Genomic DNA, 20,125 nt, shown 5'->3' with positions numbered 1-20,125 from the left:
TGAGTGCCGTCCCGCGCCCGCCCCGAAGCGCCGCCGCCGCTGAACTTGGCCCGCCTCGCTGCGGGTGCGCCCGGTGCTTGGGTGGTGCTGCCGGGAGCCGAGGTGCGCGTGCTGGCGATGGACGGCAAGCAGGCTGGCCCCAGCGAGTCGGGCTGGCTGGTCTGCCTGACCGGAGAAGCCCTGATAGACCTGTCCGAGGGCGATTTTGTGCGCCTGCGGGCCAGTGAAGCCCATCGCCTGACCCCCGCAGACGATTGGGAAGCCCTGCCCGTGAAGGCTGGAACGGTGCTGATGCTGGTGCCGGACGGCCAGCAGTAAGGCGGGTTCCGTCTCTTTTCTGCTTGCCCTGATCGGACAGAAACCTAGCATGAACGGCTTTCAAATTGGCTGCTGACTGACCGCGTGCTGAGCTTGTGCCTGCCTGCTCCCCACGGTGGTTCGGCGTGCTGCGGCTGTTCAACCGTGTCGGTCATCCCGGCCCGCGCCTTTGGCTGAAGCCGCCAATTTCGCAATATTTATGCAAATTAATAACCCGGTAGTCAGAGGATTGTGACATCCTCCTGCTTAATCTCGCTCTTAGAAGACCAATCGGGCAGTTATCACAGCGCCATCTCCGGGTCTTTGCCCTCAGCCGTTCAAACCACTCGTTCTAGCCCTGACCTACGGAAGCTCGCCGCTTCTGTGTTCGGTGTCTTGCTCATTTTGTTTTGCGGGCAACCTCAGGTGAAGCAAGGAGACCACTATGAAAACAGAACAACGGTTCAGCTCGAAGTTGTTAGGAATTACCTTGGGTGCGGCGCTGTTGGCTGCGGGTTCTGGCGCATCGGCCCAGAGCAATTTAACCCTCAAAATTCTGGCTCCGGCGTCGGTGGGCGGGGGCTGGGACAACACCGCCAAAGCTATTGCCGAAACCCTGAAGCGCGAGGGGATTTTTAACGATGTGAGCGTGTACAACCTGCCCGGTAAAGCAGGCACGCTGGGCTTGGCCGAATTTGTGAAACTCAAGGGACAAAGCAATCAGCTCATGCTCACCGGATTTGTGATGGTGGCGGGGATTCCGCTCAACCAAAGTCCCTTCGACCTCAACAGCGACGTGACCCCGATTGCCCGCCTGACTACCGATTACGAAGTGCTGATCGTGCCTGCCAAGTCGCGGTTCCGTGATGTCGAAGACTTGGTTGCCGCATTCAAGGCCGCGCCGAGCAGCATCCGGTTTGGCGGCAGCAGCGCGGGCGGCAGCGCCCACATCGCCATCGGCAAGCTGGCCCGCGAACTCAATATTTCTATGGATCAGGTGAAATATGTGCCCTCGGCGGGCGGCGCACAGGCCACCGCTGCCATGTTGGGCGGAGAGCTGGACGTGGTCAGCGCGGGCTACAGCGAAATAGAAGACGCTCTGAAGAGTGGACAGGTACGCGGGCTGGCTATTTTGGCCCCCGAAGCTGTGAACGGCATCAATCTGCCCACCCTGATCGAAAAAGGCATCGACGTAGACGTGTCCAACTGGCGCGGCGTGGTGGCTCCCGCCGGAATCAGCGCCGCCCAACGCGCCCGCCTCACGCTGATGATGACCCGCATGGTGCGGAGCCGGACTTGGCAGCAGCAGTTGTCTCAGAACAAATGGAACGCCTACTTCGCAACGGGCGATACCTTTGACCGCTTCGTGCGCTCGCAAAAAACAGTAGTGACTCAATTGCTCCGCAGTCTGGACATCCTGAAATAAGTCGGCGCAGTCAGATCACCCTGCACGGACGGGAGAGCCTCACCTCTACGGCCCATTCGGATGTTGACCGCCTGTGGCCCCACAGAATTTACCGGAGAGTTGCCTATGTTCAGAGCCACCTACACTTCAGAAACGCTACCGCTGCTGCTCCGCTATGTGGCGAGCCTCGGTCAGACTGGGCTGATGCGCTGTCACTCGTCGGGCGCGGGCGTGACCGTCATTGGGATTTCGGGGCAGCAAGTGGTGTCTTGTACCACCGTGCCGCAGCACCTAGAGGGCTTGGCCGCCGTGCAAGCCCTGACGCGCCACGCGGGGGGAACCTGTCATTTCGAGGAAAGCTGGGCCGCCGAAGAAGAACCCGCGCCCCTTAGTGCGGCCAGCCTGATCGGGCTGAGTATGGACGCTCTGTTGGGGCGTGTGCTGGCCGCTTCAGAACCCAGCCATCCGGCTCACCTTGACCTGACGCATATCCGCCCCCATAGCGTGCCTTTTGCGTTGGTGGCCGCGCCTGCAAGGACAACAGGTAGAGCAGAGGCCGATCTGTTTGATCTAGACCTGCTTGACCTCGATGCTCTGGAGATAGAGCCGGAGAGGGCCGCCACCGAATCTCACCGCCTGCTGTGGGCACTCATAGACGGCCAGCGCAGCGCCCAAGCTCTGGCCTCGGCGCTGGGCCAACCCCTCGACGAAGTGCGCTGGACGTTGGCGCAACTGGAACAGCAAGGCTCGCTGCGCTTGGGCACGGGGCCGGTGCTGCCCGCTGCGGGCGTGACCGAGTTCATGCGGGGCCTGACCGCCGTCGTTGGCCCCGTCGCGCAACTCCTGATGCGCGACGCCCTCAAAGCGGTGGGAGCCACCAAAGAAGCCATTCCGGTAGAGGTGCTGCCCGGTCTGAAAGCAGATGTCCTGCGCGGTTGCCCGGTCAGCCGTCACCCCCAAATAGAGGTGTTGTTTGCGGCTCTCGCCAGCTTGCCCCCCGTACAGCCTGCCGCCCCGCCCACCGCGCCGCCTTTTTCTCCGCAAGACCTGACCCACCAACTGACCCATCTGCTTGGCCCGATTGCGCGGGAACTGGTGAACGAGAGCTTGCAACAGGTGCAGGGCGGTGCGGCCACCCGGCCCCTCGACAAGGCGCAGATTCCCAGTTTTCTAGATGCGTTGCAGGCGCTCCTGCCCCCAGCGCGGCGAGTCGAAGCGGTGTCTTTGCTGCAAAGTTTTCGCCGTTAGGGACAGTGTTTTGTTTGTAGTGAGTGTGATTGTAGGAGACTCTAAGCTCTAATACGGAATTAACTTGAATCCTTGACATGGGGTAGGTACGCCGCTCATACGCCCCCTCTGCTTTGCAGCTCTGCGAGGCACCCCGCTGCAACCCAAGCGCCCCTCTCCCGCAGGTGGAGAGGGCAACAGCACCTGTCCGAGACTCTTTTGCCGACTGTCCTCCAAGGAGTGAACTCTATGTTTACCGCATCTAAAGCGTCTCCAGCCAAGTTGTCTGCGGTCAAGTTGTCTCCACTCAAGCTGTCACTGAAACTCAAGATTTTTTTGCTGGTGCTGGTACCTCTGTTGGTGCTGGCAACCCTGATGCTTGCGCTGATGTCGGGCCGCCACGCCAACGAATACCGGGGGCTGTTGGTGCGGGCCACCGCGCAATCGTCGTCGGTGTTCGGGATGGGCGTGCAGGAACTCATGGACTCGTCGGGCAAACCCCTGAGCAGCAACGATATTCAGGACAGCGTGCAGATGCGCCTGATGGAACTGGTGGCGTTGGGGGCCACGCCGCTGCATTTTGCCAGCGTGTACAACCAAGACGGCACCTTGCTGGCCGCCTACGACAGCAGCTTTCAAGGCTCCAGCGTCGAAACTTCGGTGCTGCGCCAAAACTTTATTCGGCTGATGGGGGCGGACGTGAAGCCCATCAGCGCCTACAGCCAGAAGATCGGCAAATTTGAACCCACCGCGGCGCAGGTCACGCCCCCGGCCCTGACCAAGGTGCTGGGCAACCGGCAAACCACCCTGACCGGCTACCCGTTGCCCGGAGGCGTGGGCGTGGTGGTGCTGGGCCTCAGCGAGCAGTACATCCGCGAGCGCGTGCTGGCAAGTTTGGCTCCCACCGCCCTCCTGACCTTGCTGGTGGTGCTGCTGACGGCAGTCGGCGCGGCCCTGTTCGCCAACGCCCTGATTGGCCGGATTCAACGGTTGTCGGCGCGGGTCACGGCCATCAGCATGGGCGAACTCGATCAGCCGATAGACGCCGACGCCAAAGATGAACTTGGCGAACTGGCCGAATCGGTAGAGCGCATGCGCTTTAGCCTAGAAACCATCATGGCTCGGATGTAAACGGTGCAAGACGCGCCATTCATCCCCCGATGGGACATTCACAGCCCCGCCCAGTGCTAGCGTAAGCCCATGACGGCCCCCGCACTGCTGCCCACCCCCGACTCTGCCCGGTTCGCGGTGCTGGACAGGGCCGCACGGGGCGAGCGCCTGAACGCCGAAGAAATTGAGTCGTTGTATCACCTGCCCTTGCCCGACGTGGCGGCGGTGGCCCACGAACTGCGCCTGACTCGCCGAGACCCCAACACGGTCACGTTCCTGATCGACAGGAACATCAATTACACCAATATCTGCAACGTGGGCTGCAACTTCTGCGCCTTTTACCGCACGGGCCGCCAAAAAGACAGCTATACGCTGGATTACGAAACGGTCAGCGCCAAGATTCGGGAACTGGAAGCGGTGAACGGCACGCGCATTTTGCTGCAAGGCGGCGTGAATCCGGCGCTGGGGCTGGACTACTACTTGGGCCTGCTGCGCCACGTCAAAGCCCACCACCCCAGCATTCGCATCGACGCCTTTTCGCCCGAAGAAGTGCTGTTCATGGAAAAAAACTTCGGGCTAGACCTGAACACGTTGCTGGATACGCTGATCGAGGCGGGATTGGACGGCCTGCCGGGTGCAGGCGGCGAGATTCTGGAAGATGAAGTGCGGGCCAAAGCCGCGCCTGCCCGCATTCGCAGCGCCGACTGGTTCCGCATTCTGGATGCGGCGCAGCAAAAGGGGCTGTACACGATTTCCACGATGGTCATCGGCTTCGGCGAAACCTACGCGCAGCGCACCCGCCATCTGCTCAAAATCCGTGACCAGCAGGACAAGGCGCAGGCCGAGTACGGCGGCAACGGCTTTAGCGGCTTTGCCATGTGGACGCTGCAAACCGAGCATACCCGGCTGCACGGCAAGGCCCCGGGGGCCACCGCGCACGAGTATTTGCAGCAACTTGCCATCGCCCGAATCGCGCTGGACAACATCGTGAATATTCAGGCGTCGTGGCCCGCACAGGGCTTTAAAGTGGCGCAGGCGGCCCTGTATTACGGCGCGAACGACCTCGGCTCCACCATGCTGGAAGAAAACGTGGTCAGCGCGGCGGGCGGGCATGGGCGGCATCACGCCACCGTGCGCGAACTGATCCGCATCGCCGTAGACGCTGGATTTGACCCGGCCATTCGCAACAGCCGCTTTCAGATCATTGACCGGCCCGATGTGGACGCTGTGCTGAACCGTGCCGACGCCAATCCCGAAGCGGCGCGTGCGGTGGGCGCTCCCGGCTGAGCAAGCTCGACAGGACGGGGTTTCTGAAGCCTCTGCTCTAGCTTTTCAGTGCTTTTGCATCTGCTTTTCCGCCACAATAGGCCGCATGAGTGCCCTCGTCTTTGTCGCCTGTGAAAGTTACGGCGAGGGCGCGTGGCGTCTGGAAGCGCATTTTCACCTCGCCGCAGTGCGGGATTTCCTGACCGTGCTGGCCTCGGCGGGAATCAGTGGGCGCGGCCATCCCCCCGACCTGAGCGTGACGCTAGAGGCCGAACTCCTGTTTGAAGAGGAAGTCATCGCCGTGCCGACCTACTTGGCCGCCTCTGAACTTGGGCGGTTGCTGGGTCACGCGCCACCCGAATTGGCCGCCCAGTTCCGCGCATGGCACGCCCTGACCCGCGCCTTCGAGGGCATGGGCCGCCCCGCGAGGCTGATCGTGTGGCAGATCGAATGAGGCAGATCAAATGAGACAGGCGAGCTACGATTCCCGAACATCCGCAACCCCACCGGATGTTCGTCCACCTTCGCTCTCCCGTCTTTTTTGCTGCTCCTTCCAGTCGGATTCGTCTTCGACTCATCGCAATTATTTATGAGCGCCCTCGTCTTCGCCGTCTGCGAGGCCCGGATAGGGGAGAGTTGGTACGAGGTAGCCAGCTTCGAGCATGGCTCAGGCCGTCATCTGCTGGCGCTGCTGGATGAAGCAACGCTGTCTGGGCGCGGCTGGCCGCCAGAGCCGGGGGCGGGTGCGCGTGCAGGTCAGGAAGAAGCTCAGGCCTTTGGCGCGACGTTCTTGACTGGGCCGGAGCTGGCAGTTTTGGCGGCAGCAGACGACGACCCCATCACGCTCCCTGCATGGCAAGCCTTCGCCCGCGTGTACGAGGACGCGGGCGCGGCGGTGCGGGTGGTGCTTTGGTTTGTGTAGGTTGGGGGTTTTGTAGGCTGAAGCCTATGACCGCTTCAGCCGCCGCATCACGCCCGCCACTTCCGGCATTTTGAGGGCCACCGCCAGCCCCAAATAAGCCGCCAAGCCCGCGCCGCCCGCCACCGCCAGCCCCAGCATTCCCGGCAAGATAAATCCGGGTTCGGGCATCAGGCGTGAAATGAACCACGCCAACGCCCCGGCCACCGCCGCCATTGGCAAGATGCGGGCCAGGTGCGCGGCGATCTGGCGCGATGGAAAGCCTAGAGCGCGGCGATAGAGCCACGCCAACGCCCCGGCCATCAAAATACCGCTGATGGTGGTGCTGACACCAAAGCCCAGGAGCCCCAGTGGCGGCACCAGCAGGCTGTAGAGCCCCACTTCCAGCACAAAGCCGATGGCGCTGATAATCACGGCTTCGCGGGTGCGCTCGCGGGCATAGAAGGTTCTCAGCAAAATGGTGACAATGGCCCACGGCACCAAGGCCAGCGCCCAGCCAGTCAGGATTCCGGTTCCGGCCTCGAAGCGCGGCACATCGAAATTGGGGCGCAGGTTGAACAGACTGACCGCATATGGCGCGAGCGCCACCAACAGCGCCCCCATAGGCGCGGCCAGAAAAGTGGTGCTGCGAACCGCTTGCACGGTCAGCGCCCGGAAAGCAGGCCAGTCTTTCTCGGCGGCGTGTTGGGAAAACCGGGGCAACAATGCCAGCGCGGGCGACACCACGAAGAGGCCGTTGACCAAACTGAACAACGTTTCAGCGTAAAAGTAGCCTGATTGGGTTCCGGCCCGGAACTGGGTGCCGTCGCTGAGCAGGCGTGTGACATATAGATTCAGGAATTGCCGTGCGCCCGCCGTTAAGGTAAAGGGGGCCATTTGCCGCAACACCCGCCCCAGCGCTGGATGCCGCCTGAGCGCGGGCGTGGGCAGCAGTCCAAAGCGCCGTAGCGCGGGCAGTTGCACCACCAATTGCGCCACCCCGCCGATCAGCCACCCGAACGCCAGCCAAGTGGCCGTATCGGGTAGCAGCAGCAGCGCGATGATGGAGGCGATGTTGAAGGCCACTGGCGCAAAGCTGGATTCGCGGAAATGTTCGTCGGCGTTCAGCAGGCCCATCGCAACGCTGGACAGGCTGATCAGCATCAAAAACGGCATCACCAGTTGCGTCATGTACACGGCCAGCGCCCGGTCTACGTTGGAATTGGCGGCCAGCAGCAGGTCTACGATCAGGGGCGCGGCCAAGATTCCCGCCGCCATCAACACGAGATTCACGGCGATCAGCACGCCCGAAAAAGCCGATGCGAGGGCCTTGCGCTCTGCGGCGTCCAACGTTTTGTACACCGGAATAAACGAGTTGACCAGCGCACCTTCGGCCAGCAGTTCGCGCAAGAGGTTGGGAATCTTGACGGCGGCTAAGAAAGCGTCCAGCAAGGTATTGCCAAACAGCGCCATAATCTGCGCCCTCACGATGCCCGACAAGCGCGATCCCAGCGTTCCGGCCATCACGATCAGGGTGTTGCGCCGGATGGATTTTTGCGGCACGGGCTTTTTTGGCCCCCCGGTATCGGCGGGCGTACTGTCCTGAAAGTCGATTTGAATGACTGGGGGAGTGTTTGGAGGGCCGGAAGGCGGGACGGTCACGCGGTCAACTGTAGCGCCTCACTGCGGCCCTGACCTCTCGCGCCCCCCCAAAAGCTGTGGTAAACTCCCTCTTGCTTGTGGGGCCATGCGCCCAGCGGCAGTGCGGAGAGGTGCCAGAGTGGTTGAATGGGTCAGTCTCGAAAACTGAAGTACGGGCAACTGTATCGTGGGTTCGAATCCCACCCTCTTCGCCAAAGACCAAAGAACTGCCCCGGACAGATGATGTCTGGGGCAGCTTCTTTTTGCTTAACACGAGTGTGGATCGTGGAACGTGGTGAACACCAACACCACGTTCTTAGACTGCACCCGCTCTCGGCTTCAGCGCCCCCTGTGCCTGCAAGTATTCCGCGATCTGCACGGCATTCAGGGCTGCCCCCTTCAGCAGTTGGTCACCCGCCACGAACAGTTCTAGGCCGCCTTCAAACGCGAGGCTGGCGCGGATTCGCCCTACTTCCACGTCGTATTTGCCGCTGGCGGTGAGGGGCATGGGGTACAGCTTGGCTTCGGGGTCGTCACGCACTTCTACCCCGGCGGTATGGCGCAGCAGTTCGCGGGCTTCGTCGGGCGTGGCGGGGCGCTCCAGCTCCAGCGTAATGGCCTCACTGTGGGTACGCAGCGTAGGAATCCGCACGGCGGTACAGGAAATGATCAGGTTTTCGTCGCCCAAAATCTTGCGGGTTTCCCACGCCACTTTCATTTCCTCTTTAGTGTAGCCGTTGTCCTGAAAGGCGTCGATGTGCGGAATCACGTTGAAGGGAATCGGGTGGGCGAACACGCTGGCGGTGGCCTCTTTGCCGTGAAGCTGCATGTGCGTCTGCTCCAGCAGTTCTTCCATCCCCTTCTGGCCCGCGCCGCTGGTGGCCTGATAGGTCGAAACGATCATGCGTTTCACGCCGTATTTGCGGTGTAGCGGTGCAACGGCGACTACAGCAATAGCGGTGGTGCAGTTCGGGTTGGCAATAATGCCCTTGTGCCCCAGTGCGGCTTGCCCGTTCACTTCCGGTACCACCAACGGCACGTCCGCGTCGTAGCGGAAGGCGCTGGAATTGTCGATCACCAGTGCGCCGCCCGCCACCCACGCCGGGGCCAATGCCTTACTGATGCTGCCGCCCGCCGAAGCCAGAATCACGTCGGCGTCGATTGCGCCTTCCGGGGTGGCCTGCACGGTCAACTCCTGCCCCCGAAACGGCAGTTTCAGGCCCGCCGAACGGGGTGAGGCGTAGAGCTGCAACTCGCTAAAGTCCAGCGTGCTGTTCTCCAGCACCTTCATCAACTCGTGTCCCACTGCGCCCGTGGCCCCAACAATCGCTACTTTCAGTCCGCTCATAGGTCTATCCTCCCAGAAAAAAAGTCCTGCACAGTGTTTAACAGTGTTTGAACGACTTCCACCAAAAAAAACCGCCCGACGACTCTTCGCGGGGCGGTGCTGTTGGCTTGAACAATCCAGCAGACCGCCGCTCAGGTGGTAAGAGTTCCCTGAGTGTTGGTGTGCTGAATGGTGGGACGGCAAAGCATGACCCAACGGTAGCGGCCCAGCGGGTGCAGGTCAAGCGGGCGGGCTAGGGGGGTAGGTCTGTAGACTCGTCCCATGCAGCGTATCCCCACACAGCGCATCCTGATCACCGGCATGTCGGGCACGGGTAAATCGTCGGTGATAGAGGCGTTGGCGGCTCGTGGGTTCGCGGCCATAGACACCGACTCCGACAAATGGTGCGAGTGGCACACAGACGAATCGGCACAACCCGACTGGATCTGGCGTACAGACCGAATAGAGGCATTGCTGAGCGCCCCACACGAAACGGCCCTGTTCGTGTCCGGCTGCAAGTCCAATCAGGGCCAGTTCTACTCGTACTTCAATCAAATCGTGTTGCTGAGTGCGTCCCTAGAAGTCATGCTGAGTCGGATCGCGGCCCGCAGCAACAATTCGTATGGCAAAACGGCGGCAGAGCGCGAACAGATCGTGCAGCACCTGGAGTGGGTAGAGCCGCTGCTGAGGGCGCGGGCCACGCTTGAACTAGATACGTCCCGCTTCAGCGTGGCCGAAATTGCGGATCAATTGGCGGCGCTGGGGACGGGCTAAGGCTTTTGGCCTGCTACTTCTTGCGCTTGAGGAACCCCAGCCATCCGGCCTTGTTCGCCAAGCTTTCCGGCGTGCTGCGCGGCGTAGCGGGGGCAAAGTCTTCCAGCTTGATTTCGGCTTCGGGGTGAGGGGCGGTTTTCCAGTCGCCCTCGGCAGTCGCCACTGCCCCGCCAAAGCGCCCAGCGGCGTACAGCGCGTGCAACTGCTCCTGCTCCTCGGTGTTGGCGCGGGGGTCTGCGAGGGCTTCTAACATGGCAAGCAGGCTGTCGTCTTCGCAAGACCAGTGGCCCTGCGTAAACGTCGCTTCTTTGCCGTAAATGCGGATTCTGGCGGGCATGAACCACTCCGGGCCGGGCGGGCTGACCACCGTCCGGGCAATATGTCAGTTGTGTGACCCCCACAGAATAGCGCACCGGGTCAGTGAGGGGGATGAACTGGGGTGTTGGCCTTGCAAATGAAAGTGATGCTGCGTGTAAACCTCCCAGTCCCTGCGGGCCAGCCCCCCTCCCTCCGGGCCAGCCCCCCTCCCTCCGGGCTGTACCAGTCAAAGAGAGCGCAACAGCTGTTGTCCTCCCCTCTCCTGCGGAGCTTTTCAAGTCAAGGGGGGGCGTTGCAAAGCAACGCGGGTTCACCCACAAACCTAACCCCTACTTCTCCCCCAACCGCCGCTCGTTCCCGCCCGTCAGCCGCCCGATATTGTCGCGGTGTTGGTAGATCAGCAGGGCCGACAGCGCGGCGATGGCAAGGCACAGCCACACGCTTTGGCCTGTGACCACTGCTACCAGCGTTCCCGCGATGACGCCCAGAATGCTGCCCGCCGACACGAGGCGCGTGAGCCAGACTGTCGTCAGAAAAATAACTGCCGTGCCGATGCCTACCACTGGAACGAGCGACACCATGACGCCGAAGGTGGTAGCTGCGCCTTTGCCGCCCCGGAACTGCAAGAACGGGCTGAAATTGTGGCCGATGACGGCGGCGATGCCGCACAGGGCCGCCACATTTTCACCGAGGCCCAGCCACCGCGCTATCCAGATCACCAGCACGCCTTTCAGCACGTCGAAGGTTGCCACCGCCACCGCTGGGCCTTTGCCCGCCGCCCGCATCATGTTGGTTGCGCCGCTGTTGCCGCTGCCCACCGTGCGAATGTCGATGCCGCGTGCGCGGGCCAACCACGCCGCCGCCGGAAGCGAACCGAGGGCGTAAGAAATCAGGACAGCCAGAACCGCAGTCAGAGTCACGCCCAGAATTGTACGCTGCCTTTCTTTGGGGGCGCGGTGTTGATGGGCTTAGTCTGTCGGTTTTATTGGACTGCTGCATTCATCTGCACCACTCCCCTTCCCGACTCAGTACACTGCCCCATGATTTCGGCGGCGCTGACGGTAGAGCAGAGGCAACGGCTGGTGCGGGTGGCACGCGGTCAGGAGGACGGCGATCTGCTGATTCGCGGCGCGTCGGTGGTACAGCCCGCCACCCGCGAAGTGTTTGAGGCCGATGTGGTGATCGCAGAAGGCCGAATCGCCGCCTTCGGGCCGGGGTACGGTGCGGCGCGGGTTGTGGGGGCACGCGGGGCTTTCCTCGCGCCCGGTTTCATGGACGGCCACGTTCATATCGAATCGAGCTTGCTGACCCCGGCGGGCTTTGCTCGGGCGGTGTTGCCACGCGGCACGACTGGAATCGTGGCCGAGCCGCACGAACTGGTGAACGTGGTGGGCGCGGCGGGTTTGGGCTGGATGCTGGACGCGGGCCGAAGCTCTGGCCTGCGCGTCTGGGCCTCCGCGCCGTCGTGCGTGCCTGCCAGCGAATTCGAACAGGGCGGAGCGGCAGTCGGGGCCGCCGACATTGCCGAAATGCTGGCCCTCCCCAGCGTGCTGGGCCTCGCTGAAATGATGAATTATCCGGGCGTACTGAATGCCGATCCCGGCGTGTGGGAGGTACTGGAAGCGGGGCGCAGAGCAGGGGGATTCGGCGCGGCGCGGCGCATGGACGGCCACGCGTCGGGGGTGGGGGGGCGAGACCTGCACGCTTACGCGGCGGCGGGCCTGCATTCCGACCATGAGGCTACCACCCCGGAAGAAGCCCGCGAGCGCTTGCGGGCGGGCCTGTGGCTGATGGTGCGCGAGGGTTCGGCGGCCCGCAACTTGGCGGCGCTGTTGCCCGTGCTGAGGGAAGGCCCGCGCCGCGCCATGTTGGTCAGCGACGACGTGAGCGTAGACGAACTCTTGGAACTCGGACATCTAGACCGCTTGCTCAGAATGTGTGTGTCGGGCGGCCTGCACCCCGCCGATGCGGTAGCCCTCGTGACCTGCAATCCCGCCGAATACTGGGGCCTGCACGATTACGGCCTACTTGCACCGGGCTACCACGCCGACTGTGTATTGCTGAAGGATTTGGCAGGTTTTGAAGTGCTGGAAACCTTCGTAGGCGGGCAGGAAGCGCGGGCTGGAAGCAGTACGCCGCCGCTGCCGGGTGGGGGCGTGGACTTGGGCGCAGGCTGGAGCGCCGCCACCTTCGATGTTCCCGCCCACTGGCCCGTGATGGAGGTGCGGCCCGATCAGATCACCACCGGAATGGGCGCACCCGGCAGCGGCGACACACGCCTAGTGGTGGCAGACCGCTACGGACGCGCGGGGCCGGGTCAGACGGCGCATAGCACCTGCTGGACGTCCGGCACGGGCTTAACGGGTGGCACCTTGGGCATCAGCGTGCTGCACGACGCACACAACGCGGCTTTTTTGGGTGGCACCGACGCCGACATCCGGGCAGCGGGCGCGGCGCTGGAGCAGTTGGGCGGCGGCGTGGTGGTGGTGGCAGGCGGCGAAGTGCGGGCTTCGCTTCCCCTGCCCTACGCGGGCCTGATGACCGATGCCGATCCACATGCAGCGGCGGCAGCTGTGGGCCAAATCACGGCGGCGGTGCGGGCGTTGGGCTGCGTGTTGCCCTACCCAGTCACCACCCTCAGCTTCCTGGGCCTCACGGTTATTCCGGCCCTGAAACTCACGCCGCGCGGCCTGCTGGATGTGGGGGCGTGGCAGATGATCGGGGGAGCTGACCACAACTGAACGCGAGTAGTCTAATCTTCTCCTATAAAACAACGTGGGCGCGGCTCCAAACAGCAAATTTGTGAGGCGTTTGTGCTGCTTGATCACCTAAAGTAGCGTGAGGTTTTTAACATCCGTATGGCATTCACCGTTTCCAAACCTGATCGCAGTACCACTGTTCTGACACCTGCCCAAGCGTCACGCGCTTTTTCATGGACTCGCTTCCTCATTCTGCTGGCCTTGCTGCTGACCCAGATCGGCACAGTCACGGGGGTGCTGTTGGCCAATCGGCGCGGCGGGGAAGCCGTGGTGCAGGCGCAGGCCCGCCAGAACCTCCAGAAACTGGTGCGTGTCACGGCTGACAGTGCCCGTTCTTATCTGCAAACGTCGGTTCAGATCGTGCGGATCACGTCCTCTCTGATCGCTTCCGGTCAGACCAACGCCTACGACTCCGGGGCGCTGAGCCAGACGTTTGGCACTCTGCTGGACGCGACCCCGCAGCTGGACGCCGTGCTGGTGGGCCAGCCCGATGGCCGCTTCGTGTTTGTGCGGCGCGACGGAGCGGGGCAGTACATCAAGGTCATCGAGCCTCCGCCGCAGCGCCGAACCACGGTGACCACCCTGAACGAGGCGGGCCGCGTAACCTCGCAGTCCACGCCCGCCGATCCGTATGACCCCCGCACGCGGCCCTGGTACACCCTGGCTGTGGCTCGCCCCGGCCAGATCGTCTGGACTGCGCCCTACGTCTTCACCTCTTCGCAGTTGCCGGGCATCACGGTGTCGGCGGTGCAGCAGGGATTGGATGGCCGCGAACTGGTGGTCGGCGTAGACATGCAGCTCAGCGGCCTGACCCGAATGCTGCAGCAGGTGCAGCTGACGCCGCGTGCCCGCGCCTTTATTACCGATTCGGACGGCCACGCCATCGCCGCGTCCCGTGCATGGCCGCGCAGGATTCAGGGCCGTGTTCCCGCCCTGACCGAAGTGGGCGATCCGGCTCTGCAAGCCCTACTGGACGACGGCGGTGTGCCGAGCTTGGCCGGAGAAGAAGGCCCCAGCAGCGAGGTGACGCGGCGCTATCTGGTGGGCACGGAACCCTACGCGGCCATCCTGCGCCGGGTGGAGGTTCAGCCGGGCATCAGCTGGGTGGTGGGCGTGTACGCGCCCGAATCCGACTTTACGGGCGAACTGGACGGTGTGTTCCGTCAGCATCTGATCATCATCGCGGTGATGGCCCTCCTGAGCGCCCTGATCGCGTGGCCGCTGGCCTTTAGCGCCACCCAGCCGTTTGCGGCGTTGCAGCGGCAAGCCACCACTGACGCCCTGACCGGATTGCGGAACCGCGCCAGCCTATTGGCCCAACTCAGCGAGGATGTGCGCCACAAGGCCACCAACCCCCACGCCGGAGAACTGGGGGTCGTGATCTTGGATCTGGACGGCTTTAAGGCCGTGAACGACACCTACGGGCACGCGGTGGGCGACGAGGTACTGCACGCGGTGGGCGCGAGCTTGCTCAGTGCGGCGCGGGTAGGAGACACCCTGGGGCGGCTGGGCGGCGACGAATTTGCTCTGATCGTACACGGCGCGACCCGAGAGGCCGTGCGGCTGCGTGTGGAGGGCATCATGCAGGCCATCATGCGGCGGCCCATGACGGTCAACGAAGTTCCGCACCAGTTGGGCGCGACGGCGGGGCTGGTCTTTTACGAGCAGGCTGTGGCCGCGCCGTCCACCTTAGAGGAGATCGAAGAGGCCTCTCACCTGCTGCTCCTGCGGGCCGATACAGCCCTGCTGAGGGGCAAAAAGCGCGAGAAGGGGCGAGTCTGGCTGGCCGATGAATTCGGTGGGCCGACGGTGTTGTAGGGGCGCTTGAGTGTTCATGTCCTAGACCCGCACACGCCCGGAAGCGGCTGCCCCCGCCTTACCGCCGTACCTGCAAAGGCCGCGCCCCGAACAGTTGCGCCCGCAGACTTTCCCGCGCAGCAGTCAGCTCCCGGTCTAGCGTTGGCCCCCGCGCCGCCGCCGCACGCAGCCACACCGCGCCGCCTGCCGTGTGGCCGCAAGCCAGTTGGCTGGGTACAGCGGGCCAATCTGCGAGTTCTCCAGCGCCCACCCACACGCCGCTGGCCGCGTAATCCCAGTCGCTCCAAATCCCCGGTGCGCGGGTGGATTCAGTCGGCTTGAGCCGCAAGTGATCCAGATACAGGCGCTCCCCGCCGCGCCAAATTTCGACCCGGCTGCGGTACTCGGCAAAGGCCAACCGCTCGCCCATCTGCACGCGCCCAGAGGCCAGCGTTTCGGTCAGGCCCAGTTCTGCGCCGTCTTGGAAGTCGGCCCGCAAGGTCTGGTGAAAGGCGCTGCCCGCAAAGGGAATGGTGCGCTCCGGGTAGTATTCCAGCCGCCCGCCTGACGCCACCGTAAAGCGGATATCCTGCGTCGCCACTGCCCCAGACGGCGAAGGCTGAAGCCGCGTGGCCGACTGCGTGAGAATTAAAACCCGTGCGCCCGCGCCTACCTCGGCCACGATTTCGCTGTGATCGCCGCCCAGCACGCCGCCAGTGGGATTGACCACGAACACCATCAGCGTGCCGCAGGGCAACTCGAAGGGCCGAATGATCATCAGCGGCGCTTTTTGCAAGTCGCGGGTCAGCACAGTTTTGCCCCGCTGCTGCTCGAATGTCAGGTGCAGCAGGCCTGTGCGGGTGCGTTGGCCCAGCGTGCTGCTCGTCATTCCTGCAACCCGATCTTGGGCGGCGCGACATCCTTAAACAGCAGATCGTGTTCGATCCACGCGATCACTTCCGCCACGCCCAGCCCACGTTTGAGGTCAGTGAAGACATACGGCCTGACTTCCTCGCCCACTGTTCTTTGCGCCCGTGCGTCGGCGTCCATCACGCGCAAATCGGCTCCTACATACGGCGCGAGGTCTATTTTGTTGATGACCAGCAGATCGGAGTTCCGCACGCCGGGGCCACCCTTGCGCGGCACTTTTTCTCCGCCCGATACGTCCAGTACGAATAGCCACGCGTCTACCAGTTCCGGTGAAAAGCTGGAGGCCAGATTGTCGCCGCCCGACTCTATAAAAATCAGTTCCACGCCCGGAAAATCAGCTTCCAGCGCCTCCACCGCCTCCTGATTCAGCGACGTGTCCTCACGGATGGCGGTGTGCGGGCAGCCACCTGTTTGTACGCCCCGGATGCGCTCGGCAGGCAGGGCCGCAGCGGCGGTCAGAATACGCTGATCCTCGAAAGTGTAGATATCGTTGGTGATGACGGCGAGGGCGTACCGCTCCCGCAAGGTGCGGCACAGCACCTCCAGCAGCGCCGTTTTGCCCGAACCCACCGGGCCACCGACGCCAATTTTAAGCGGAGCAGGGGAGAGAGTCACGCCGAGTAGTCTGGCGCATTTTGGTTGGGTTAGGCTGGTTTGATGTGAGCATAATTGCCGCTTAAATTCATCTGTAGACAAACTGAATTCTATCGTCTACCCTGTGACCAAAGACACGTTTCCCCGACTCTGTTTCACTCAGGAGGCTCTATGACCCAGACCGAATCTGCTCCGATGTTGCTGACGCCTGCAAGCCTGCTGGCCCACTGGCAAGGCCACCGCCGCCTCACCCGCCGCGTGATTGAGGCTTTCCCAGAAGATCAACTGTTCAGCTTCAGCGTGGGCGGCATGCGTCCGTTTGGCGTGCTGGCGTGGGAAATCCTGACAATCTCTACTTACCTGATGAATGCGCTGCACACCGATCAATGGGGCGCGGAAACCATGAGCCGGGAACCGAAGCCGCAGGAACGCACGGCGCTGCTGGCCGAGTGGGACGCGCTGACGGCCCGCTTGGATGCCGAGCTTCCCGGCACCTCTGCGGCGCTGCTGACCACCGAAAAAGACTTGCCGTTTGGCCGCCAGACGCCCACCGCTGCCGCCTTTTACATGATCGACAACGAGGTGCATCACCGGGGGCAGGGCTACGTCTATCTGCGGGCGTTGGGAATCGAGCCGCCGCCGTTTTGGGAGCGCTGATGTCGGAGCTTCTCACCCCCGAAACGCTGCTGGCCCACTGGCAGGGCCACCGCCGTCTTACTCGCCGCGTGATCGAGGCTTTCCCAGACGATCAATTGTTCAGTTTCAGCATCGGCGGAATGCGCCCGTTCGGCAGGTTGGGCTGGGAAATGGCAGGCACAGTTGCCAACACGCTGCACGCCCTAGAGCACGACGACTGGACAGGGAAAGGCGTGGATGCGGGCGAGCGCACGAATACCAAAGCAGCGCTGCTAGACGTCTGGGACGCGGGTACGGCGCGGCTGAACGCAGAATTTCCCAGTTATTCGGCTCAGTACCTCGCCACCGAACAGGACATGGCGTGGGGGCGGGGATCGCCCATGCGGTTTTTGCTGTATCAGATCGACAACGAAGTGCATCACCGGGGGCAGGGCTACGTGTATCTGCGGGCACTGGGAATCGAGCCGCCGCCGTTTTACGTGCGCTGAGGCTTGCGCCCTCAAGTCTGAAACAGCCGACTTTCTAGCCCCGCCTGCTCGTGGGCGGCCATATCCAGCAGTGGGGAGAAACCGCCCAAATCATCAGGCGTGGCGTGCAGCGCGGCCTCAACGCACGTTTGCGCCGCGTCCTCTGCCAGTCGTGCGGCCCGTTGTGCCTCCAGCCCACCCAGTTTCATCAGCCGGGTGGCCGAGGTGACGCGCCCCAGCAGCCACGCGCTCACATACGCGCCCACCGCATCGGCCTGAGCCACGCCCAGCGCGGCAGCAATGACTCCAAAACTGGTGGCGTGGTGGCGCGTGGTGGGCAAATCGGCCAATTCCTGCGGCCAGAGATGCAGCGCGGCGCGGCGCAGGTTGGCCCCGACGCGCAGGCTGGCCTCACGTGGCCCCTGTACCAGCTTCAGATCAGTGAGGAGAGTGTCCAAATCAGTTAACTCAGTGGGTGTCGCGGCCCAAGCCAGCGCACAAGCGGGCGCGTCTTGCCTGCCCCAGCCATGTGCCAATTGCCCGCACAAGAAGGCGCTGAGGTCTGTGGCCGTGCGAACCTCTCCGCGCACCGTCAGGGTTTCTAGGCCGTCGCTGAAGGCATACGCCCCGGTGGGAAAGGCCGAATCGGAGAGTTGCAGCAGGCGGAGGAGTGCAAGGGTGGGCAGGCTCAAGATTCATGCTCCCAAGTGCTGCGCCCCAAAAAAGGCCGGGTCTGGCGGGAAAATGGCACGCCCAGCCGGGTCAGCAGGAGTTCTATCGGCGCGTCCCACAGCACCAAAAACACACCCTGATCTTCCACGAAGTCGCGGTGCAGGTTGCCTACCGCGTGGGCGACTTTGGCGGCCTCACTCATGCTGCGCGGCGCGACGGCGGCCACATCTTCCGGCGCGGCAGCCACCACGTAGGTCAAGCCGTCAATGCTGTCCAGCACGCTGCCGGGAACCAAGACCGTGCCAGTGGGGAAGGCCAATTTCAGTTCTACCCCGTTTGGCGCAGTCAGGCGGCGGCGCACCCGGCGGCGGTCTAGGGCCGTCATGGGTACGGCAACGGTGTGGGCTGAGGCTGCCACCGATTTGGTCTGCTCGCTCGCCAACACCTTCCGCCGTAATCCGGTCAGGCGGGTCAGGGCAACTCGCCCCGCACGAATCCGAACCAAGGCTCTAGCCCCACGCCGCGTTTGCTGCTCAGTTCGATCACCCGCACGCCGGGCCGGGCGCGGTCTATGTTCTCGCGGCAGAGGTTCAGGTCAAATTCCACCGCCTCGGCAATGTCCATTTTGGTAATCACCACTACGTCGGCGGTATTGAACATCGTCGGATATTTCAGCGGCTTGTCTTCGCCCTCGGTGGTGGAAATCAGCACCACTCTTGCTGCCTCGCCCAGATCGTAGGAACTGGGGCAGACCAGATTGCCCACATTTTCTAGAAACAACACGTCCAGCGGGGCCAAATCGAAGCGCGGCAACACCTGCTGCACCATGCTGGCGTCGAGGTGGCAAATGGTGCCCGTTACGATCTGTTCGGCCTGAGCGCCCCACTGCCTCAGCCGGGCCGCATCGTTGTCGGTGGCGAGGTCGCCTACTGCCACCGCCATGCTTACTTGCCCTCGAAGGTCTTGCAACGTCCGTTCCAGCAGCGCCGTTTTGCCTGCGCCGGGGCTAGAGACCAGATTGATGGCCCGCACGCCCGCTGCCTGAAACGTGTGGCGGTTTTCGGCGGCTACGCGGTCATTGTCCTTCAGGATGTTGCGGCGCACAGTCACGATTCGGGGGGCAATGGTCATTGTTCTCCTTTAGTCCAGTTCCAGTTCGTCCAATTCCAGTTCATCGCCCTGAAGCAGCGTGGGCGTGGGCAAATCGCAGACCGGGCAGCGCAGGCCGCGCCGCAAGTCCAACGTGACGGGGCCGTGCGTGGGGCAGTCTCCGACACCCGGCACCCGCACGATGCTCAGGCGTGCGCACTCTAGTGGCGTGCCCTCGGCGGCGGCAGGAAAGGCCGCCTGTAACGCTTCGGGCACCACCGCTGACCACTGCCCAATCCTGACCGTCAGCGCCGTAATTCGCCCGCCGCCGTGTTCCTGCATGGTTTCGGTGGCAACGGCGATTAAAGACAGGGCGATAGAGGCTTCGTGCATAGGCTTAAGTCAGAGTGTTCGAGAGGGGAGATTCGGAGTTGGACACATTCGCCTTGAGATCAGCTAGAGCCTCGGCATATTTAGCGAGAATAGGTTCAGGAACAGCCGCCCCATCATAGTTTTGGACTCTCCTTGCTTCTTCAAGCCTATCGAGTGTTTCCAGCAACACCGAATGATCTTGCTGAGGAAAACGTTTCGGCAATTGACATAAAACAGGCACGGCTACCAACGTCGCCGGATAGATCGTTCCCTGATCTTCTATTTCGGCCAGAATGTTTTCAAACAAGGGAATCTGGTCATTCGTATAGAAGCCTTCAGCGGTCAGCATCCAGTCGTAATCTCCCGGCCCTTCGGTAAGGACGCGCTCCAGCCATTCTGCAAGGCGGGGGCTGTGGTGGGCACTTTGGGCCAAAAGTTTTAATTTCTGCTCAGTGAAGATGGACATTTGGGTTTACCTCAGCATAGGAAATGCTTTTACGCCAGCGGTGATTATTTTTAACGAGATTACCTGCTGTCGCTGTGGGC

23 protein-coding genes and 1 tRNA gene are annotated in these 20,125 nt (G+C 62.8%); 13 read left to right on the top strand and 11 right to left on the bottom strand.

All coding sequences use genetic code 11. The features are described from left to right. Positions 1-3: 3 nt before the first annotated feature. From SU48_RS10805 to SU48_RS10775, 7 genes are all read left to right on the top strand, one after another. Positions 4-318: a hypothetical protein gene (locus SU48_RS10805; protein WP_064015263.1), complete on the top strand. Its 315-nt coding sequence runs from the start codon at positions 4-6 to the stop codon at positions 316-318. A gap of 424 nt (positions 319-742) precedes the next feature. Beyond that, the gene (locus SU48_RS10800; RefSeq protein WP_064015262.1) at positions 743-1,723 is read left to right on the top strand and encodes a Bug family tripartite tricarboxylate transporter substrate binding protein; all 981 of its coding nucleotides are present in this window, start codon (positions 743-745) and stop codon (positions 1,721-1,723) included. A 105-nt stretch (positions 1,724-1,828) separates the two neighbouring features. Next, the gene (locus SU48_RS10795) at positions 1,829-2,950 is read left to right on the top strand and encodes a hypothetical protein (protein ID WP_157451152.1); all 1,122 of its coding nucleotides are present in this window, start codon (positions 1,829-1,831) and stop codon (positions 2,948-2,950) included. Positions 2,951-3,178: 228 nt separating this feature from the next. Continuing rightward, the gene (locus tag SU48_RS10790; RefSeq protein ID WP_064015260.1) at positions 3,179-4,060 is read left to right on the top strand and encodes a HAMP domain-containing protein; all 882 of its coding nucleotides are present in this window, start codon (positions 3,179-3,181) and stop codon (positions 4,058-4,060) included. A 69-nt stretch (positions 4,061-4,129) separates the two neighbouring features. After that, positions 4,130-5,326 (top strand): CofH family radical SAM protein, encoded by a 1,197-nt coding sequence (locus SU48_RS10785; RefSeq protein ID WP_064015259.1) that lies wholly within the window; start codon positions 4,130-4,132, stop codon positions 5,324-5,326. An 85-nt stretch (positions 5,327-5,411) separates the two neighbouring features. Beyond that, positions 5,412-5,759 carry a hypothetical protein gene (locus tag SU48_RS10780; protein ID WP_064015258.1) on the top strand — a complete coding sequence of 116 codons (348 nt, stop codon included), beginning with the start codon at positions 5,412-5,414 and terminating at the stop codon, positions 5,757-5,759. 135 nt (positions 5,760-5,894) lie between these two features. Next, positions 5,895-6,227 (top strand): hypothetical protein, encoded by a 333-nt coding sequence (locus SU48_RS10775; RefSeq protein WP_064015257.1) that lies wholly within the window; start codon positions 5,895-5,897, stop codon positions 6,225-6,227. 24 nt (positions 6,228-6,251) lie between these two features. On the opposite strand, the gene murJ is transcribed toward SU48_RS10775, so the two are convergent. Then, positions 6,252-7,727, bottom strand: a complete 1,476-nt coding sequence (gene murJ, locus SU48_RS10770; protein WP_064016004.1) for a murein biosynthesis integral membrane protein MurJ — start codon at positions 7,725-7,727, stop codon at positions 6,252-6,254. Between the two features lie 242 nt (positions 7,728-7,969). On the opposite strand from murJ, the gene SU48_RS10765 reads away from it, so the two are divergent. Then, a tRNA-Ser gene (locus tag SU48_RS10765) sits at positions 7,970-8,059 on the top strand. 101 nt (positions 8,060-8,160) lie between these two features. Here SU48_RS10765 and SU48_RS10760 read toward each other — a convergent pair. Then, positions 8,161-9,183: an aspartate-semialdehyde dehydrogenase gene (locus SU48_RS10760; RefSeq protein ID WP_064016003.1), complete on the bottom strand. Its 1,023-nt coding sequence runs from the start codon at positions 9,181-9,183 to the stop codon at positions 8,161-8,163. Between the two features lie 270 nt (positions 9,184-9,453). Between SU48_RS10760 and SU48_RS10755 the strand changes: the two genes are divergently transcribed. Beyond that, entirely contained in the window at positions 9,454-9,945 is a 492-nt protein-coding gene (locus tag SU48_RS10755) for an AAA family ATPase (RefSeq protein WP_064015256.1), read from the top strand. 13 nt (positions 9,946-9,958) lie between these two features. On the opposite strand, the gene SU48_RS10750 is transcribed toward SU48_RS10755, so the two are convergent. Next, entirely contained in the window at positions 9,959-10,282 is a 324-nt protein-coding gene (locus tag SU48_RS10750) for a hypothetical protein (protein WP_064016002.1), read from the bottom strand. A 310-nt stretch (positions 10,283-10,592) separates the two neighbouring features. Then, positions 10,593-11,183 carry a glycerol-3-phosphate 1-O-acyltransferase PlsY gene (gene plsY / locus SU48_RS10745; protein ID WP_064015255.1) on the bottom strand — a complete coding sequence of 197 codons (591 nt, stop codon included), beginning with the start codon at positions 11,181-11,183 and terminating at the stop codon, positions 10,593-10,595. Between the two features lie 120 nt (positions 11,184-11,303). Between plsY and SU48_RS10740 the strand changes: the two genes are divergently transcribed. Both SU48_RS10740 and SU48_RS10735 read left to right on the top strand, forming a co-directional pair. Beyond that, the gene (locus SU48_RS10740) at positions 11,304-13,004 is read left to right on the top strand and encodes an adenine deaminase C-terminal domain-containing protein (RefSeq protein ID WP_064015254.1); all 1,701 of its coding nucleotides are present in this window, start codon (positions 11,304-11,306) and stop codon (positions 13,002-13,004) included. 117 nt (positions 13,005-13,121) lie between these two features. Then, a complete protein-coding gene (locus SU48_RS10735; RefSeq protein ID WP_082869748.1) occupies positions 13,122-14,840 on the top strand; it encodes a sensor domain-containing diguanylate cyclase in 1,719 nt (572 codons plus the stop codon). Positions 14,841-14,898: 58 nt separating this feature from the next. Here SU48_RS10735 and SU48_RS10730 read toward each other — a convergent pair whose 3' ends face one another. Together SU48_RS10730 and ureG are read right to left on the bottom strand one after the other, a co-directional pair. Further along, entirely contained in the window at positions 14,899-15,708 is an 810-nt protein-coding gene (locus tag SU48_RS10730; protein ID WP_064015252.1) for an urease accessory protein UreD, read from the bottom strand. Then, entirely contained in the window at positions 15,705-16,364 is a 660-nt protein-coding gene (gene ureG, locus SU48_RS10725; RefSeq protein ID WP_064015251.1) for an urease accessory protein UreG, read from the bottom strand. The genes SU48_RS10730 and ureG overlap by 4 nt, the downstream gene beginning before the upstream one ends. A gap of 150 nt (positions 16,365-16,514) precedes the next feature. Here ureG and SU48_RS10720 point away from each other — a divergent pair, with 150 nt between their 5' ends. Then, entirely contained in the window at positions 16,515-17,000 is a 486-nt protein-coding gene (locus SU48_RS10720; RefSeq protein WP_064015250.1) for a DinB family protein, read from the top strand. After that, a complete protein-coding gene (locus tag SU48_RS10715) occupies positions 17,000-17,467 on the top strand; it encodes a DinB family protein (protein WP_064015249.1) in 468 nt (155 codons plus the stop codon). Before SU48_RS10720 ends, SU48_RS10715 begins: the two co-directional genes overlap by 1 nt. Before the next feature lie 11 nt (positions 17,468-17,478). Here SU48_RS10715 and SU48_RS10710 read toward each other — a convergent pair whose 3' ends face one another. The 5 genes from SU48_RS10710 to SU48_RS10690 are packed head-to-tail and all read right to left on the bottom strand — an operon-like array spanning position 17,479 to position 20,045. Beyond that, complete coding sequence (locus tag SU48_RS10710; protein ID WP_064015248.1) at positions 17,479-18,138, bottom strand: urease accessory protein UreF; 660 nt, start codon at positions 18,136-18,138, stop codon at positions 17,479-17,481. After that, the gene (ureE, locus tag SU48_RS10705; RefSeq protein WP_231881606.1) at positions 18,135-18,623 is read right to left on the bottom strand and encodes an urease accessory protein UreE; all 489 of its coding nucleotides are present in this window, start codon (positions 18,621-18,623) and stop codon (positions 18,135-18,137) included. Before ureE ends, SU48_RS10710 begins: the two co-directional genes overlap by 4 nt. Further along, on the bottom strand, positions 18,590-19,249 hold the full coding sequence (gene hypB, locus SU48_RS10700) for a hydrogenase nickel incorporation protein HypB (protein ID WP_064015247.1): 660 nt from the start codon (positions 19,247-19,249) through the stop codon (positions 18,590-18,592). Before hypB ends, ureE begins: the two co-directional genes overlap by 34 nt. Before the next feature lie 9 nt (positions 19,250-19,258). Then, on the bottom strand, positions 19,259-19,600 hold the full coding sequence (locus SU48_RS10695) for a hydrogenase maturation nickel metallochaperone HypA/HybF (RefSeq protein WP_064015246.1): 342 nt from the start codon (positions 19,598-19,600) through the stop codon (positions 19,259-19,261). A 4-nt stretch (positions 19,601-19,604) separates the two neighbouring features. Continuing rightward, positions 19,605-20,045 carry a hypothetical protein gene (locus SU48_RS10690; protein WP_064015245.1) on the bottom strand — a complete coding sequence of 147 codons (441 nt, stop codon included), beginning with the start codon at positions 20,043-20,045 and terminating at the stop codon, positions 19,605-19,607. Between the last annotated feature and the right edge of the window lie 80 nt (positions 20,046-20,125).

The organism is Deinococcus puniceus (assembly GCF_001644565.1).
Taxonomy (GTDB): Bacteria; Deinococcota; Deinococci; order Deinococcales; family Deinococcaceae; genus Deinococcus; species Deinococcus puniceus.
Note: the sequence above shows the minus strand (reverse complement) of the source record. Positions and strands in the feature narration are given on the sequence as shown.

Coding starts and splice junctions, on each gene's coding strand:
- SU48_RS10800 (WP_064015262.1), top strand. CDS start 743: ATGAAAACAGAACAACGGTTCAGCTCGAAGTTGTTAGGAATTACCTTG.
- SU48_RS10795 (WP_157451152.1), top strand. CDS start 1,829: ATGTTCAGAGCCACCTACACTTCAGAAACGCTACCGCTGCTGCTCCGC.
- SU48_RS10790 (WP_064015260.1), top strand. CDS start 3,179: ATGTTTACCGCATCTAAAGCGTCTCCAGCCAAGTTGTCTGCGGTCAAG.
- SU48_RS10785 (WP_064015259.1), top strand. CDS start 4,130: ATGACGGCCCCCGCACTGCTGCCCACCCCCGACTCTGCCCGGTTCGCG.
- SU48_RS10780 (WP_064015258.1), top strand. CDS start 5,412: ATGAGTGCCCTCGTCTTTGTCGCCTGTGAAAGTTACGGCGAGGGCGCG.
- SU48_RS10775 (WP_064015257.1), top strand. CDS start 5,895: ATGAGCGCCCTCGTCTTCGCCGTCTGCGAGGCCCGGATAGGGGAGAGT.
- murJ (WP_064016004.1), bottom strand. CDS start 7,727: ATGGCCGGAACGCTGGGATCGCGCTTGTCGGGCATCGTGAGGGCGCAG.
- SU48_RS10755 (WP_064015256.1), top strand. CDS start 9,454: ATGCAGCGTATCCCCACACAGCGCATCCTGATCACCGGCATGTCGGGC.
- SU48_RS10750 (WP_064016002.1), bottom strand. CDS start 10,282: ATGCCCGCCAGAATCCGCATTTACGGCAAAGAAGCGACGTTTACGCAG.
- SU48_RS10740 (WP_064015254.1), top strand. CDS start 11,304: ATGATTTCGGCGGCGCTGACGGTAGAGCAGAGGCAACGGCTGGTGCGG.
- SU48_RS10735 (WP_082869748.1), top strand. CDS start 13,122: ATGGCATTCACCGTTTCCAAACCTGATCGCAGTACCACTGTTCTGACA.
- SU48_RS10730 (WP_064015252.1), bottom strand. CDS start 15,708: ATGACGAGCAGCACGCTGGGCCAACGCACCCGCACAGGCCTGCTGCAC.
- SU48_RS10720 (WP_064015250.1), top strand. CDS start 16,515: ATGACCCAGACCGAATCTGCTCCGATGTTGCTGACGCCTGCAAGCCTG.
- SU48_RS10715 (WP_064015249.1), top strand. CDS start 17,000: ATGTCGGAGCTTCTCACCCCCGAAACGCTGCTGGCCCACTGGCAGGGC.
- hypB (WP_064015247.1), bottom strand. CDS start 19,249: ATGACCATTGCCCCCCGAATCGTGACTGTGCGCCGCAACATCCTGAAG.
- SU48_RS10695 (WP_064015246.1), bottom strand. CDS start 19,600: ATGCACGAAGCCTCTATCGCCCTGTCTTTAATCGCCGTTGCCACCGAA.
- SU48_RS10690 (WP_064015245.1), bottom strand. CDS start 20,045: ATGTCCATCTTCACTGAGCAGAAATTAAAACTTTTGGCCCAAAGTGCC.